Below are 16,292 nucleotides of genomic sequence, written 5' to 3'. Positions count from 1 at the left end.
TTGGATACGATCGACCTGATCGGCGGGAACGTCCCGCTCGGCCGAGCCGCCCGGCTCGGCCGGCCCGGCGACGAGCCGCAGCGGCGCAAGAAGCGGCGTGAGGGTCGCGGGCGCCCGGTCGATCCGGCCGCGCTGGCCGAGGTCCGCGCGCTGCTCGGCGACGAGCCGCGCCGGCGCGACCTGCTGATCGAGCACCTGCACAAGATCCAGGACCGCTACCACGCGCTCTCGAGCGCGCATCTGACCGCGCTGGCCGACGAGATGCGGCTGGCGCCGGCCGAAGTCTACGAGGTCGCGACCTTCTATCACCACTTCGACGTGGTCGCCGACGGCGCGGCCGCGCCGCCCGTGATCACGGTGCGCGTGTGCGACGGGCTCTCGTGCGAGCTGGCCGGCGCGCGGCAGCTGCTCGGATTGTTGCGCAACGGCGGTTATGGCGAGGGCGTGCGGGTCATCACCGCGCCGTGCGTCGGTCGCTGCGAGGTCGCGCCGGTCGCGCTGGTGCAGCAGAACGCGCTCGGAGGCGCCACCGTCGCCGACGTCGACGCCGCGCTCGAGGCGAAGGCGTACGACCCGGTCGTGCCCCCCTACACGACCTACGAGCAGTACGTCGCCGCGGGCGGTTATCGGACGCTGGTCGCCTGTCACGACGGGCGCCGCACGCCCGAGGACGCGATCGCGACGATGGAGCACTCCGGGCTGCGCGGTTTGGGCGGCGCCGGCTTCCCGTCGGGGCGCAAGTGGAAGATCGTGCGTGCCGAGCCGGCACCCAAGCTGATGGCGGTCAACATCGACGAAGGCGAGCCCGGCACGTTCAAGGACCGCTGGTATCTCGAGCGCGACCCGCACCGCTTTCTCGAAGGGATGCTGATCGCGGCGTGGGCCGTCGGGATCGACGCGATCTACGTGTACCTGCGCGACGAGTACGCGCACGTGCGCCGCATCCTGACCGACGAGATCGCCGCGCTGCAGGCGCGCGCGTCGTTCCCGATCCCCGCGATTCACCTGCGGCGCGGCGCGGGCGCGTACATCTGCGGCGAAGAGTCGGCGATGATCGAGTCGATCGAGGGCAAGCGCGGGATGCCGCGCTTGCGGCCGCCGTTCGTCGCGCAAGTCGGGCTGTTCGGGCGGCCGACGCTCGAGCACAACATGGAGACGCTGTTCTGGGTGCGCGACATCCTCGAGAAAGGCGGTGACTGGTTCGCCGGGCACGGCCGGCACGAGCGTAAAGGGTTGCGCTCGTTCTCGGTCAGCGGCCGCGTCGCCAAGCCCGGCGTGCACTTGGCGCCGGCCGGCATCACCATGCAGGAGCTGCTCGACGAGTACGCCGGCGGCATGCTGCCCGGTCACACGTTCTACGGCTACTTCCCCGGCGGCGCGTCGGGCGGTATCCTGCCGGCCGCCATGGCCGACATCCCGCTCGACTTCGACACCCTCAACACGTACGGGTGCTTCATCGGCTCGGCCGCGATCATCGTGCTCTCGGACCAGGACACGGCGAAGGACGCCGCGCTCAACATGCTGCGCTTCTTCCACGACGAGTCGTGCGGGCAGTGCACGCCGTGCCGCGTCGGCACCGCCAAGGCGGTCGCGTTGATGGAGCGCGCCGATTGGGACGAGACGTTGCTGCGCGACCTCTCGGCGGTGATGATCGACGCCTCGATCTGCGGCTTGGGCCAGGCGGCGCCGAATCCGTTCCTCTCGGTGTTCAAGTACTTCCCCCACGAGGTGTCCTAGCGTGGCCATCACCCCGCAACAGATCGACCAGGCGCGCAACGCCGCGATGAACGGGGAGGTCGCGGCGACCAACGGCGCGCCGGACGTCAGCTTCACGCTCAACGGCGCGCCGATCGTCGCGCGCGCCGACGAGACGATCCTGCAAGCCGCCGACCGTCACGGCGTGTCGATACCACGCCTGTGCTACAAGGACGGGTACCGGCCCGACGGCAACTGCCGCGTCTGCATGGTCGAGATCGAGGGCGAGCGCGTCCTCGCGCCCTCGTGCTGCCGTCGCCCCAGCGAGGGGATGAAGGTGCAGAGCACCAGCGAGCGCGCCGTGCGCTCGCAGAAGATGGTCACCGAGCTGCTGCTGACCGATCAGCCGGCCGCGACCTCGCCCTACAAGCGCGACTCCGAGCTCGACCACTGGGCCGCGCTGCTCGGCGCGAGCGCCGGCCGCTATCCGCAGCGCGCGCAGTGGCAACCCGACCTTTCGCATCCGGCGATGGCGGTGCACCTCGACGCCTGCATCCAGTGCGGCCGCTGCGTGCGCGCGTGCCGCGAGGAACAAGTCAACGACGTCATCGGCTGGGGCGGCCGTGGTGAGCACGCCAAGATCGTGTTCGATTTCGACGACCCGATGGGCGGCAGCTCGTGCGTCGCGTGCGGCGAGTGCGTGCAAGCCTGTCCGACCGGTGCGCTGGCGCCCGCCAACGGCGCCTACAACGTCGTTCCCGACGCGCAGGTCGATTCGGCGTGCCCGTACTGCGGCGTCGGCTGTTTGCTGACGTACAACGTCAAGGACGGGAAGATCATCTCGGTCGAGGGCCGCGACGGTCCCTCGAACGCGAGCCGCTTGTGCGTCAAGGGCCGCTTCGGCTTCGACTACGTCAACAACCCCAAACGGCTCACCGTGCCGCTGATCCGGCGCGCCGACGCGCCGAAGAGCGCCGACCTGGTCGATCCCGACGACATGATGACGCTCTTCCGCGAAGCGAGCTGGGAGGAGGCCCTCGACCGCGCCGGCTTACCGCTGCGCGCGATTCGCGACGAGCACGGGCCCGGCGCGCTGGCGGGTTTCGGCTCGGCCAAGGGTTCGAACGAAGAAGCGTACTTGTTCCAGAAGCTGGTCCGGGTCGGCTTCGGCACCAACAACGTCGACCATTGCACGCGCTTGTGCCACGCCTCGTCGGTGGCCGCGCTGTTGGAGGACGTCGGTTCGGGCGCGGTCTCGAATCAGGTCGAGGACGTCGCGCTGGCGGAAGTCGCGATCGTCATCGGCGCCAATCCGACCGTCAACCATCCGGTCGCGGCGACCTTCATGAAGAACGCGGCCAAGCACGGCACCAAGCTGATCCTGATGGACCCGCGCCGCAGCGACCTGGCGCGCCACGCGACCTACTTCCTGCAGTTCAACGGCGACACCGACGTCGCGCTGCTCAACTCGATCATGCACGTCATCGTCGAGGAGGGGCTGGTCGACGAGCGCTTCATCCGCGAGCGCACCGAGAACTACGAAGCGCTGGTCGAGAACGTCGCCGACTACGCGCCCGAGAAGACCGCCGCGATCACCGGCATCGACGCCCGAACCGTGCGCGAGGTCGCGCGCCTGTACGCGACGGCGAAGGGGGCGATGATCTTCTGGGGGATGGGGATCTCGCAGCACGTCCACGGCACCGACAACGCGCGCTGCCTCATCTCGCTGGCGCTCATGACCGGCCAGATCGGCCGGCCGGGTACCGGGCTGCACCCGCTGCGCGGGCAGAACAACGTGCAAGGCGCCTCTGACGTCGGGCTGATCCCGATGATGTTCCCGGACTATCAGCGCGTCGACAATCCCGACGCGCGGGCGAAGTTCGAAGCGTTGTGGGGAACGCCGCTCGATCCGAAGGCCGGGTTGACCGTCACCGAGATCATGGACGCGGTCCATCACGGCACGATCCGCGGGATGTACATCATGGGCGAGAACCCGGCCATGTCGGACCCCAACGTGCAGCACGCGCGCGAAGCGATGGCGATGCTCGAGCACCTGGTGGTGCAGGACATCTTCTTCACCGAGACGGCCAGCTACGCCGACGTCATCCTGCCCGCCTCGGCGTTTCCCGAGAAGACCGGGACGTTCACCAACACCGATCGCCGCGTGCAGCTCGGCCGCAAGGCGATCGATCCGCCCGGCCGGGCGCGCCAGGACCTCGAGCTGATCCAGGAGATCGCGCGCCGCCTCGGGCTGAACTGGCAGTACCCCGACGCGCGCGCGGTGTTCGAGGAGATTCGCGCGGCGACGCCGAGCATGGCCGGCATCACCTGGGAACGGCTCGACGCCGAAGGCTCGCTGACGTATCCGCTCGAGCACGAAGGCGATCCCGGCGAGCCGGTGATCTTCACCGAGCAGTTCCCGCGCAAGGGCGGTCGCGGCTTGTTCTATCCGGCCGCCTTCACGCACGCCGACGAGCTGCCCGACAACGCGTACCCGTTCATCTTCACCACCGGCCGGCAGCTCGAGCACTGGCACACCGGCTCGATGACGCGCAACGCCAGCGTGCTCGACGCGCTCGAGCCCGAACCGGTCGTCAGCATCCATCCCGACGACCTGGCCGCGCTCGGCGTCGAACCCGGCGGCTTGATCACGCTCTCCTCGCGACGCGGCTCGCTGACCGCGCACGGGCGCGCCGATTTCGGCATGCAGCGCGGCGTGCTGTTCATGCCCTTCGCCTACAACGAGGCGGCGGCGAACCTGCTGACCAACGACGCCATCGACCCGTTCGGCAAGATCCCCGAGTTCAAGTTCTGCGCCGTCCAGCTCAGCAAGGGCGAACGCATCCCCGCTCGCATCTGAGCGACACAAGAGAAGAGGCCCGTGCAGTGCACGGGCCTCTCGTGTCATCAGACCGCCGTCATTGGAACAGTTTGGCGGCGTTGATGCAGGTCAGGACCACGCCCCACAGGAGCGGGATACCGACGAAGGCCCAGGCCAGGAACAGGGCCACGGCGTTCGAGGACGATGGAGGCGTGTTCGTGTTCATCGTTCTCCCTCCTCAGGCCACGGCTTCGGCAGCGCCGGCCGGCACGTAGAAGCGATCAGCCACCGGCCGGATCAGCAGGTTGCAGATCAAGCCGAGCACGAGCAGGATCGCCATGACGTACATCGTCACGCCGTAGGCGTCATTCTTGGCCACGCCGTGGTCCAGCTCGAACTGGCGGATGTAGTTGATCAGCACCGGACCGGCGACGCCGGCCGCCGACCACGCCGTCAACAGGACGCCGTGGATCGCGCCGACCTCGACCGTTCCGAACAGGTCGCGCAGGTAGGCCGGTACCGTCGCGAAGCCGCCGCCGTAGAACGTGAGGACGATGCAGTACGCCAAGACGAACAGCACGACGGCGTGAGTTTGTCCGAGCGTCGGCGTGAGCGCGTACAAGATCGCGCCGACGACGAAGAAGATCACGTACGTGCCCTTGCGCCCGATGAAGTCCGACATCGAGGCCCAGAAGATGCGGCCGCCCATGTTGAAGAGCGAGAGCAGGCCGACGAAGCCGGCCGCCGCCGCGGCGGTGACGCCCAGGACGTCTTGCGCCATCAGCGAGGCTTGGCCGAGCACCCCGATGCCGGCGGTGACGTTGAAGAACAGCACCAGCCAGAGCAGGTAGAACTGCGGCGTGCGCAGCGCCTGCGCTCGCACCACTTGGCGGGTGGTGATCATCTTGCCCGACTCGTCGGTCGGGCTCCAGCCGGCAGGGCGCCAGCCGGGAGGCGGGACGCGCACGATCTGCGAGCCGACCATCATCCAGATCAGATACAGCACGCCGAGCACGACGAACGTCGGCGCGACGCCGACCGAGGTCGGGCCGCCGAAATGCTTCATCAGCAGGACCGAGAGCGGCGATGCGATCAGCGCCGCACCCCCGAAGCCCATGATCGCCGTCCCGGTCGCCAGGCCCGGGCGATCGGGGAACCACTTGATCAGCGTCGAGACGGGCGAGATGTAGCCGATGCCCAAGCCCCAGCCGCCGATCACGCCGTATCCGAGATAGACCAGCCACAGCTGGTGGACCTGAACGCCGATCGCCGAAACGAAGAAACCGGCGGCGAAGGCGATCGCGGCCCAGAACATCGCCATGCGCGGGCCGACGCGCTCCATCCAGCGGCCCCAGACCGCCGATGAGATGCCGAGCACGGCGATGGCGACGCTGAAGATCCAGCCCAATGCGGGGATCGACCAGTCACCCGGGGCCGGTGCGGTGATGCCGATCGCCTGGCTCAGCGGCTTGTTGAAGACGCTGAACGCGTACACTTCACCGATACACAGGTGGATACACAGCGCCGCGGGGGGCACGAGCCAGCGGTTGAAGCCCGGGCCGGCGACAGAACGGGAGCGGTCGAGGAAGTTGGTAGCCAAGTCCTCTCCTCCGCGTCGTGGAACGACGCAAGCGACAAATGTCCCCTTGGTCGTACGGGTGACGGGCGCTTCTACCCTGCGAGCGGTCGGGTGCAGGTATTTTCCGGATATCGGCTCAGTCGCGGACGACGTCGGCGTCGAAGCCGCGCTCGCGGATCGCCGCCAGCACCCCGGCCAGATCTTCGGCCCGCTCCAGCTCGACGGTGAGGTCCAGCTCGGCGACTTTCGCCGGGACCGTCCCCAGCACGCGGTGGTGCGCGACGTCCAGGACGTTGACCCGCGCCTGGGCGATCGCCTCGGCGACGCTGGCCAGCTCCCCCGGTTTGTCGACCATCCGCACCCGGATGCGCACGACCCGCCCGGCGCGGATGCGCGCGCGCACGATCACCGACGCCAGCGTGCCCAGGTCGATGTTCCCGCCGCACAGCACGATCCCGACCCGCAGGCCGGCGAACTGCGCCGGGCGCATCAACAAGGCCGCGACGCCGGCCGCGCCGGCGCCTTCGACGACCAGCTTCTCCTCTTCGAGCAGGGTCGCGATCGCGGTCTCGACGGCCGGCTCGTCGACCAGGATCGTCTCGCGCACGGCGTCGGCGACGACGGCCAGCGGCAAGCTGCCCAGCCGCGCGACCGCGATCCCCTCGGCGATGGTCACGCCGCCCGGCACCGCGTCGCCGTGGCGGGCCGCCGCCAGCGAAGGGAACGCCTCGCTCTGCACGGCGACCACGGTCGCGCCCGAACCGTGGGCCGCGCGGGCGAGGACGGCCCCGGCGATGAGCCCGCCTCCGCCGACCGGGACCAGCAGCGCGTCGAGCGGGCCGGCGTCCTCGAGCAGCTCGAGGGTCGCGGTGCCTTGCCCGGCGATGACGTCCGCGTCGTCGTACGGGTGGACGAGCACCGCGCCCGTCCGCGCCGCCAGTGCCTGCGCGTGCGCGGCCGCGTCGGCGAAGCCGTCGCCGACGAGCACGACCTCGGCGCCGAAGTCCCGCGTCCGGCGGACCTTGAGCAGCGGCGTGTTCTCCGGCATCACGACGGTCGTGCGCAGTCCCAGCCGCGTGCCGTGGAACGCGACGGCTTGGCCGTGGTTGCCGGCCGACATGGTGACGACGCCGCGCGCGCGCGCGTCGTCCCGGTGCACGAGCAGCGCGTTGAGCGCGCCGCGCTCCTTGTACGCGCCGGTCGCCTGACGGTTCTCGAGCTTGAGGTGGACCTCGCCGCCGATCAGCTCGGAGAGGACGCGCGAGCGCGCGGTCGGCGTGCGCAGCACGCCGCCGCGAATGCGCGCGGCGGCGGCGTGGACGGCGTCGGCGTGGAGCGGGAAGGCGGCGGTCATCGGAAGCCTTTCAGGAACGCGGCGGTGCGGAAAAACGAAAAGCCCCTCGGCCGAATCCGGCGAGGGGCTTGCACGTCTGCGATCGTCGTTCGTCTACGCGGAAGCTGCTCGTCGGCCCGGAGGAGCCGCGATAATGATCCGAGAGGCGATGATGATCGAGGACGAAGCGAACATCGGTGTGGCGTTGTGTATCACGGCTGCGCCGCGCGTGTCAAGGGTGGACTACAAACCGACCGTTCGTTGGGGGAAGCCGGCAGCGTCGATGTAGCGCTCGCCGCCCGCGCGCTGCCATTTGACGACCGTCTCGAGCCCGAACAGACCCGGCGCCGAGACCTCCTCGCCGTGCGTCACCACCGGCATCGTGCCGCCCGGCATCGCCTCGAGGAACGGGCGGCCGAGCAGTACGCCTTTGGCGACGTGCCGCAGGTCGAGCCCGATGATGCGCGCGATCGTCATCCCGACGTCCGCGTTCGAGACCGGTGCGGTATCGACGAAGCCGCGCTTGAAGTCGGGGCCGATCGCGGCGGTGAAGTTCGCCGTGTCGGCGCGGCTGAACGAGCCGTGCATCCCTTGGCCTTGCTGCAGGGTCGTGTCGGCGATCTCAGCCGTGCAGCGCAACGCGTTCTCGCAGCCGGTGCCGCGCGAGCGGAAGCTGACCGCGATCGCCGGGTGCGGGGTGATCGCCTTGCCGACGAGTGAAACCGCGTCGGCGGGCAACGTGCCCGGGTACGCGCCCAACCGCGGGTCGACGAACAAGCCGCTCACGTAATCCTGATGTTCGAGAAAGGTGACGATCGTCGGCGCGAGCGCGACCGCGTCATCCTTGGGCAGATAGATCAGATCGCTGCCGCCGTTGGCGGCGACGATGACCTCGGGATCGGTGATGCTGGTGCCGATCAATCCGTCGCCGTGACTGGGGAACTTGTGCTCGAGGTCGGGGTGCACGACGGTGTCGTTGGCGTCGGGATCGCTCAGCGGCAGGTTCAGCGCGGCGGCGAGGTCGAGAGCGAGGAAGCCGGGCGGGAGCTGGCCGGCCGGGACGCCGGTCAGCGCGTACTTCGCGGACGGCGAGGTCTGCGTGTCCTTGGCGATCGTCGAGAAGCCGTGATCGCTGGTCACGATGACGTCGGTCGTGCGCTCGAGTCCGAGATCGCGCAGGCTCGCGCGCAGCGCGCGCAAGTCGTCGTCGGCGTTGCGGATGGCCGCCAGCGAGGTCGGGCCGTTGATGCCGGGGACGAGCCGGCCCAGCGAGTCGCCCTGGTTGTGCTGCGTGCCGTCGGGGTCGCGCGACCAGAACACCAGCACGAACGGTTTGCCGGCGGCTTTGAACGCGGGCAGCACCACCTTGGTCGCGGCGGCCACGAACCAGTTCTGCTGGTCGGCGTTGGTGCTGGTCGTGCCGGGCGTCGTCGCGCTGCCGGCGACGCCGTTCGCGCCGCGGGTCGGCGCGATCGCGGTCCCGGTCTGCTGTGCGAGCGCGCTGACGACGTCGGCCGGCAGCGGACGGCCGATCAGCTTGCCGCCGGGATCGGTGTGGCCGGTCTGGTCGTCGATGACCAGCGTGCGCGTGCCCTGCACGTCGGCGGCGTCGAAGATCGCGACCGGACCGACCTTGCCGACCGCCGCGGTGGCGAAGCCGCGCGCGTGCGCGAGCGCGAGGATCTCGTCCTCGTCCAAGTAGTTGCCGGCGAAGCGTTCGTCGACGTCGGCGATGACCGGATCCGACTCGAGGAAGGGCGTGAACGAGTAGCCGGCCGACGGCGCCTTGTAGCCGACGTCGATCGTGTTCGAGAAGTCGCCCGTGTCGCCGAGCAGATGGCCCGTCGCCATCGTCGAGGCGTTGGCGGTGGTGAAGGTCGGAAAGATGGCGTGGCTGTTGGAAAAGGTGACGCCGGCGTGCCGGAGCGCGTCCATGGTCGGCGCGGTGGTCGCGTCGACCATCGCGCCGCGTAGGCCGTCAGGGACGAACAGGATGACGTTGTGCGGCGCCGGTTGCGCGTCCAGCGGCGCGTTCGGCACCAGCGGCGCGGCGGTCGCGAGCAGAGAGGCGAGCGCGGCGGTACCGGCCCGGCGAAGAACGGACGACATACGCGGGACGGTACGGGTCGAAGGTTAAGGTGAGTCTAAGCCGGCGTCATTTCGCGCACCGCGATCGAGCCGCCCGGCGACGAACACGCGATAGACGGCGACGATCACCAGCCCGACGACGATGACGGGAAGCATCGTGGCCAGCGCGATCGGCGATTCCGGCACGGTGTAGATGCTCAGCCCGTTCGCCGCCGCCGGAAACCCCGGCAAGAGGTAGGGAAACACCGTCGCGCCGGCCGAGCCGAGCATGCCGGCCAGGAACAGCGACGAGGCCGCGAACACCAGCCGCGGCTGCGCGCGCAGTGCGACCATGCCGATCAGACCCGCCAGCGAGGCCAGCGGCGCGAGCGCGATCCACGGCATGGCGACCAGGTTCGGCCACGGCGAGTGGACGCGAAAGGTGGCGTAGGTGATCACCACCGCAAGCGCCGTCACGGCCGGCCAGAGAATGCGCTGCGCTCCGACCGCGCGATCGGCCGGCCACCCGTCGACGCGCATCGCGACCCAGGCGGCGCCGTGCAGCGCCAGCGCCAGCACCGCGAGCAGGCCGACACCGAGCGCGTACGGGTTGAGCAAGAACGCAAAGGTGCCCTCGAAGTAGTGCGACGCGTCGAGCGGCACGCCGCGCACGACGTTGCCCAGCGCCACGCCGAACAGCAGCGCGAGCAGCGCGCTCGCGAGCGCGAACGTCACGTCGAAGAACTGGTGCCAGAGATCGCTCGGGAAGTGCCCGCGCAGCTCGAGTGCGATGCCGCGGAACATCAAGAGCCAGAGCACGACGATGAACGGCAGATAGAAGCCGCTGAACGACGAGGCGTAGACCAGTGGGAACAGGCCGAACAGCGTGCCGCCGGCCGCGATCAGCCAGACCTCGTTGCCGTTCCAGAACGGACCGATGCTGGCGATCGTCGCGGCGCGCTCGCGATCGGTGCGCGCGACGAAGAGATGGAGCATCCCGACGCCCAGGTCGTAACCGTCGAGCAGCACGTAGGTGCCGAGCATGAGCAGCAGGATGACGAACGCGGCGACGATCACGGTACGCCCTGCGCGGACAACGCCGGCGTGTGCTGCTCGTCGGGCCCGACGCCGATCTCGTGCAAGACCAGCAGCATGAAGAGCAAGCCGAGCAAGAAGTACATGCCGACGAATCCGGCGATGGTGAAGATCGTCTCGCCGCCGGCGACGTTGGCCGACGCTCCCTCCGAGGTGCGCATCACGCCGTAGACGATCCAGGGCTGGCGCCCGACTTCGGTCGTCACCCAGCCGGCTTCGTTAGCGATGTACGGGAACGGCATGGCCAGCATCAGCAGCCACAGCAGCCAGCGGCTGCGTTCGAGCAGCCGCAAGCGCCACAGCACGATCGCCAGGGTGGTCAGGCCGAGAAAGATCGTGCCCAGCCCGACCATGACGTGATACGCGTAGTAGGTCACCGCGACCGGCGGGCGTTCGTCCGGCGGATAGGTCGCGATGCCGCGGACGTTGGCGCGGAAGTTGCCGTAGGCGAGGAAGCTGAGCAGGTCGGGCACCGTCACGGGATCGATCAACGTGCCTTTGTCGGTATCCGGCATACCGATGATCGCGAGCGGCGCGCCGGTCTCCGATTGGAACAGCCCTTCCATCGCCGCGAGCTTGGCCGGCTGATAGACGGAGATGTCGGAGCCGTTGCGATCGCCGGTCGGAAACACGGCCAGCACGGAAAACGCGAACGCGACGACGATCCCGGTCCGCAGGAAGAGCTGCCCGTGGGGTTCTTGCCGGCGCGCGAGCAGATAGTACGCGCCGACGCCGGCCATCACGAAGCCGCCGGTCAGCACCGCGCCCGTGAGGACGTGCGCGAACTGCCACCAGGCGAACGGCGAGAGCAGGACGGCGCCGAGGTTCGTCAACACCACCTGGCCGCCGCCGGCCACCGCATAGCCGACCGGGTGCTGCATCCACGCGTCGGTGACGACGATGAAGAAGCCGGACAGCCAGGAGCCGAGCCAGACCAGGATCGCCGAGGCGGCGTGCAGGCGCGGCGAGATGCCGCGCCCGTACAAGAAGACGCCCAGGAAGACCGACTCGAGGAAGAACGCGAAGATGCCTTCCATCGCCAGCGGTTGACCGATGACGGCGCCGGTGCGCGCGGAGAACAGCGCCCAGTTGGTGCCGAACTGGAACTCCATCGGAATCCCGGTGACGACGCCGACGGCGAAGTTCACCGCGAAGATGCGCGCCCAAAAGCGCGCCGCCCGCTGGTACGCGGCGTCGCCCGTTCGCAGCGCGCGCAACGTGTACCAGGCGACGAAGGGTGCCAAGCCCATCGTCCCGATGGGGAACAAGTAGTGAAACATGATGGTGAACGCAAACTGAATGCGATCCGCCGCCAGCGCCGTTTCCAAAACCGCTACCTCCCGCCGTGCTCTCGTTCGCGCCCGTCCGCGCCGTCCGCCATACCGTTCGCGACGTCGACGAACGCCGCGATCGCCGGTAGCTTCGCGGTCTCGCGCCAGAGGGCCCAGCGCTCGATCGTCGCCGGCGGCTCGAGCCGCACGTAGCGCAAGCCCTCGATCGCGATCACGCGCGCCGAGCCGGGTACGATCGCGACCCCGGCGCCGCTGGCGGCCAAGCCGCAGATCATCGGGATCTCGTTGACTTCCTGCGCGACGGCCGGCTCGAAGCCCGCGTCGTGGCATAGGCGCAGTACCTCGTCGTACAGGCCGGTGCCCTTCGTCGGCGGGTAGAGCACGAACAGCTCGTCGCGCAGCTCGCCGATGCCCAGCGTCTCGCGCGGCGCCAGCGGATGGGTCGCCGCCAGCGCGACGTACAGCTCCTCGGTCGCCACCCGCACGCCGGCCAACTCGGGATCCCAGACCGGACCGCGCGCGATTCCGACGTCGATCTCATCGGCTTTGAGCGCCGCGATCTGCTGCGCGGTGCTCAGCTCGATGAAGTGCAGCCGCACGCCGGGATGCGCGGCCCGGTACCGGCGCACCAGCTCGGGCATGATGCGCAGCGCCGAGGAGTCGATGAAGCCGATGCGCAGCTGACCGATCGTGCCGTTGCCGACCATGCGCGCGGTGTCCGCCGCGACCGCGGCCTGCGCCAGCACCGTGCGCGCCTCGCGCAAGAACGCCGCGCCGGCGTCGGTCAGCTCGACCAGATGGTGGGCGCGCGCGAACAGCGCGACGCCCAACTCGTTCTCGAGCTTCTTGATGGCCTGGCTGAGCGAGGGCTGCGCGAGGTGCAGCGCCTCGGCGGCGCGGCTGAAGCTGCGCGCTTGCGCGACGGCGACGAAGTAGCGAAGGTCGCGGAGCTCCACCTCAGCTCGGGGCGGTACGCGTGCGCAGCGCGCCCGTCGTCGTGCCCGCTGCCGCCAGCACGATCGCGGCCAGATAGAACAGTGCGACGTCGTCGGCGGGCCAGCTCACGCCCAGGCCTTCGCCGGTCCAGAAGATGCCGAACGCGGTGACCATCACGCCGACGACGTACTTGAGCGCGTTCTCCGGAACGCGCTCGAGCGGGCCGCGGACGGCGACGCCGAGCAGCGCGACCGCGACGATCGCGATCAGCGCGCCGCCGGTGGCCGCCGCCAGCGTCTGCGTGGTTCCGCTGCCCAACGCGAGCACGATCGCGACGACTTCGATCCCTTCGGTCAGCACGCCGCTGAACGCGGTGGCGAAGGCGGCGGCGTCGTCGCCCGCGGCGACCTTGGCGCGACCGCGCTCGAACGCCGCGTGCTCGTCGCGCAGCGCCTTGCGTCCGGCCGCGCGCAAGATCGCCTTGCGCAGCCAGGTGACGCCCAGGTAGAACGCGATCAGCCCGACGATCAAACGCACGAAGCGCAGGTCGGCCAGTTCCGGCAGGCGCGGGCCGGCCAGTGCGACGACCGCCGCCAGCACGACGATCGCGCAGAACGCCGCCGTCAGCGCGCGGCCCCATCCGCGGGTGACGCCGACGGCGACGACGATCGTCAGCGCCTCGATCGCCTCGACGGCACAGGCCAGGAACGCCGTGATCCCCAGCGCCAGCGCGTGCGCGGTCACCGCGCGAACGCCCCGTACGGCGGCGGCGTCGCCTGTGCGCCCTTGATCGCGCGCCAGAGGATGTCGTTGAAGGTGGCGTCGTCCACGCGGTCCTCCTCGGCGAGATCGAAGCGCGCGCTGTCGGCCGCCCGGTATGCCGTCCGGCCGTTCTTCGCGTGGACGTCGGTCGTTTCCGCGAGGGCGTCGTAGGGGCGCAGGTTCGGCGTGGCGGTGAAGGCCGCGCTCAGCGGCGGCGCACCCGCGTCGTAGGTCGAGAGCGGCGGCAGGCCGAGGATCAGCTCCATCGTCCGCAGCACCGAGGCCTGGCTGTACGCGAGGTGCTGCACGCCGCCGGCGGCGTACGGCGAGGCGAGATAGAACGTCGAGCGCTGCTCGTCGACGTGATCGGGACCGTTCTGCGCGTCGTCCTCGATCACGAAGACGGCCGTGCTCGACCAGTCCGGCGCGTGCGAGACGGCGTCGACCAGCCGGCCGACGGCCTCGTCGTTGTCGGCAACCATCGCCTGCGGCGTCAGCGCGCCCGGCCGCGTGCCGGCGGTGTGATCGTCGGGGAACCGTACGATCTCGAGCGCCGGCAGCGTGCGGGTGCGCTCGTAGGCGTCGAACTCGCGCTTCCACTCGGTGAACCGGTCGGCGTCGGGGACGTCGAGGTCGAAGGTCGCGAAGTTGCGATCGGTGTTCACCCGCAGCGTCGGATCGGCGACCGAGACCGGCGTCGGCGCGCTGGGGCCGCCGGTCGCGAACTCGCCGTAGTTGCGCAGCGTGACGTGGTGGGCGACGGCGTCGTCCCACAGATAGCCGCTGTGCGGCACCGCCGGTTCGGCGGCGTCCTCGAAGTCGTACGGGCGGCCGCGGTCCGCGTAGTCTTGCGGCCACATCTTCTCGAGGTAGTCGTTGGCGAATGCGGCCGTCGACCAGTTGTGGCCGTCGGCACTGACGTGCGCGTCCTCGAAGAAGCGGTCGAAGACGCCGAAGCGCTGGGCGATCGCGTGCTGGTTCGGCGTCACGTTCGCGCCGAACAGCACCAGCGATGGATCGCCGTCGGCGCCGGCCAGATCGCCCAGCACTTCGTCGTACGAGCGGTTCTCCTTGATGACGTAGATGACGTGCTGGATCGGGCCGTTCGCGCGCACGATCGCGCTGGGCGGAACGACCGCGTGCTGCGCCAGCTCGCGCACGGTCGCCAAGCCCTGCGCCAGCGTCGCGTCGTCGGGGATCGCCATGCGCCGGATCGAGCCGACCAGGTTGTCGGCGATGTAGTCCGTCCGGCCGCCGTGCAGCGGATCGTAGCGCGGGTTCGCGTGGCTGGACTCGCCTTTGCCGTCGGCGACGTAGAGGACGCCGTGCGCGCGGTCGACCGCGACCGCGGTCGGATACCAGCCGGTCGGGATCGCGCCCAGCGGCGCCAGGCCGGCGGCGCTCAGCCGGAACACCGCGACCGCGTTGGCCGCGCCGCAGCTCACGTACAGGCGGTCGGCGTCGAGGGTGAGCGCGTTGGGCGAATCGCCGAACACGCCCGGCTGGTGGAAGGGCAGCGGAACGCGCGCGACGACGCGGTTCGTCCTCACGTCGACGATCGCGACGTCGTCGTCGTCGGCGTCGGCGACGTAGAGCCGGTTGCCGCGCAGCGCCAGCGCGTCGGGGTGCAGGCCGACGGTGATGCGGGTCGCGATGCCGACCATGGGGTGGGCCGTCGTCGGCAGCGCGACGACGTCGACGTCGCGTTCACCGCGCTCGGCGACGTACAGGTGCGCACCGTCGGGCGCGAACGCCAGCGCGGCCGGATGCAGTCCGACCCGCGCGAACCCGACGACTTGGTCGGCATGCGGGTCGACGAAGGCGATGCGTCCGCTCAAGTCGCCCGCCACCGCGAGCAGGTCGGCGTGCGGCGCGCGCGCCAGCGCGACCGGAAAGAACGGGATCGGCAGCGAGACGTCGTCGTCGACGGTTGCCGTCGCCGTGTCGACGTGCGCGATCTGCTCTTGAAAGCCGCCTGGGATGCCGATCCACACGCCGCTCCCGCTCGGATCGCGCAGCGGCGTGCCGTAGGCGCCGTTGAGCGGCAGGCTCCGCAGCTCGTGCAGCGTCGCCGCGTCGAAGACGCGCAGCGCGGGCTTGCGATGACCGCCTTCGATCTCGATCAGCGTGCTGCCGCCGGGGCCGAGCGCGAGCCCTTCAGGCAGGGTACCGACGGTGACGACCGGGCCGTCGTTGCCGACGATGCGCCAGCCGGTGGGCAAGGTCGTGATCGCCGGCGCGGCCAGCACGACGCCGCCGAGCGCGAGCGCGCCGAGGGCGGCCAAGAGCAGGGTCCGTTTCACGCGGTCCTCCGGAGATGCGGTGCGGAGCGGAATCAGGCCGAGGTGCGGGCGCGACCGACGGCGACGACGCGCGGGCCCAGGCCCACGACGAGCGCGAGCGTCATGACGAAGAAGGTCGGGTGGACCCACGGCAGGTCGCCGTGCGGGATGAGGCGGCAGCCGGCGTCGGTGAACGCCATCGCCATCGCGAAGATGCCGTAGGCCAGCTGAAGGTTGCCGCGCGCGTCGAGCGCCCGGCCGAACAGCGAGCGCCGATGTGCCGGCAGCGACCACCACAGGATCGGCAGCGCGAGCGTGAGACAGAGCGCACCGCTGACCAGTCCCCACGTCACGTCGAAGGCGCGCGAGCCCTCCAGGAAGCTCCAGTCCACAACGGCGCGTGGTTCGAGAATCGTCGTGCCCGTTCCCA

The 16,292-nt window shown here is 70.1% G+C and carries 12 protein-coding genes; 2 read left to right on the top strand and 10 right to left on the bottom strand.

Translation table 11 applies throughout. The features are described from left to right. The gene (locus VMD91_09260) at positions 1 to 1,737 is read left to right on the top strand and encodes an NADH-ubiquinone oxidoreductase-F iron-sulfur binding region domain-containing protein (protein ID HTW84241.1); all 1,737 of its coding nucleotides are present in this window, start codon (positions 1 to 3) and stop codon (positions 1,735 to 1,737) included. 1 nt (position 1,738) lies between these two features. Further along, a complete protein-coding gene (gene fdhF / locus VMD91_09255) occupies positions 1,739 to 4,555 on the top strand; it encodes a formate dehydrogenase subunit alpha (GenBank protein ID HTW84240.1) in 2,817 nt (938 codons plus the stop codon). Between the two features lie 58 nt (positions 4,556 to 4,613). On the opposite strand, the gene VMD91_09250 is transcribed toward fdhF, so the two are convergent. From VMD91_09250 to VMD91_09205, 10 genes are all read right to left on the bottom strand, one after another. Next, positions 4,614 to 4,742: a hypothetical protein gene (locus VMD91_09250; protein ID HTW84239.1), complete on the bottom strand. Its 129-nt coding sequence runs from the start codon at positions 4,740 to 4,742 to the stop codon at positions 4,614 to 4,616. Positions 4,743 to 4,754: 12 nt separating this feature from the next. After that, positions 4,755 to 6,116, bottom strand: coding sequence for an OFA family MFS transporter (locus VMD91_09245; protein ID HTW84238.1), 1,362 nt, complete (start codon positions 6,114 to 6,116; stop codon positions 4,755 to 4,757). 115 nt (positions 6,117 to 6,231) lie between these two features. After that, a complete protein-coding gene (locus tag VMD91_09240; protein ID HTW84237.1) occupies positions 6,232 to 7,449 on the bottom strand; it encodes a pyridoxal-phosphate dependent enzyme in 1,218 nt (405 codons plus the stop codon). Positions 7,450 to 7,671: 222 nt separating this feature from the next. Then, positions 7,672 to 9,537, bottom strand: coding sequence for an alkaline phosphatase family protein (locus VMD91_09235; GenBank protein HTW84236.1), 1,866 nt, complete (start codon positions 9,535 to 9,537; stop codon positions 7,672 to 7,674). A gap of 24 nt (positions 9,538 to 9,561) precedes the next feature. Then, positions 9,562 to 10,572 carry a cytochrome d ubiquinol oxidase subunit II gene (gene cydB, locus VMD91_09230; protein HTW84235.1) on the bottom strand — a complete coding sequence of 337 codons (1,011 nt, stop codon included), beginning with the start codon at positions 10,570 to 10,572 and terminating at the stop codon, positions 9,562 to 9,564. After that, positions 10,569 to 11,918 carry a cytochrome ubiquinol oxidase subunit I gene (locus VMD91_09225; GenBank protein HTW84234.1) on the bottom strand — a complete coding sequence of 450 codons (1,350 nt, stop codon included), beginning with the start codon at positions 11,916 to 11,918 and terminating at the stop codon, positions 10,569 to 10,571. Before VMD91_09225 ends, cydB begins: the two co-directional genes overlap by 4 nt. A 5-nt stretch (positions 11,919 to 11,923) precedes the next feature. Next, on the bottom strand, positions 11,924 to 12,838 hold the full coding sequence (locus tag VMD91_09220) for a LysR family transcriptional regulator (GenBank protein ID HTW84233.1): 915 nt from the start codon (positions 12,836 to 12,838) through the stop codon (positions 11,924 to 11,926). Position 12,839: 1 nt separating this feature from the next. After that, positions 12,840 to 13,562, bottom strand: coding sequence for a hypothetical protein (locus VMD91_09215; protein HTW84232.1), 723 nt, complete (start codon positions 13,560 to 13,562; stop codon positions 12,840 to 12,842). Further along, positions 13,559 to 15,883, bottom strand: coding sequence for a hypothetical protein (locus tag VMD91_09210; GenBank protein HTW84231.1), 2,325 nt, complete (start codon positions 15,881 to 15,883; stop codon positions 13,559 to 13,561). Before VMD91_09210 ends, VMD91_09215 begins: the two co-directional genes overlap by 4 nt. A gap of 32 nt (positions 15,884 to 15,915) precedes the next feature. After that, on the bottom strand, positions 15,916 to 16,254 hold the full coding sequence (locus tag VMD91_09205) for a hypothetical protein (protein HTW84230.1): 339 nt from the start codon (positions 16,252 to 16,254) through the stop codon (positions 15,916 to 15,918). Between the last annotated feature and the right edge of the window lie 38 nt (positions 16,255 to 16,292).

Source organism: Candidatus Sulfotelmatobacter sp. (assembly GCA_035504415.1).
Lineage (GTDB): Bacteria > Vulcanimicrobiota > Vulcanimicrobiia > Vulcanimicrobiales > Vulcanimicrobiaceae > Vulcanimicrobium.
The sequence above is the reverse complement of the archived record's forward strand: the minus strand, read 5'-3'. Positions and strand labels throughout refer to the sequence as shown.

Excerpts from the sequence above, each read along its gene's own strand:
- VMD91_09250 (HTW84239.1), bottom strand. The coding sequence starts at position 4,742 with ATGAACACGAACACGCCTCCATCGTCCTCGAACGCCGTGGCCCTGTTC.
- VMD91_09240 (HTW84237.1), bottom strand. The coding sequence starts at position 7,449 with ATGACCGCCGCCTTCCCGCTCCACGCCGACGCCGTCCACGCCGCCGCC.
- VMD91_09235 (HTW84236.1), bottom strand. The coding sequence starts at position 9,537 with ATGTCGTCCGTTCTTCGCCGGGCCGGTACCGCCGCGCTCGCCTCTCTG.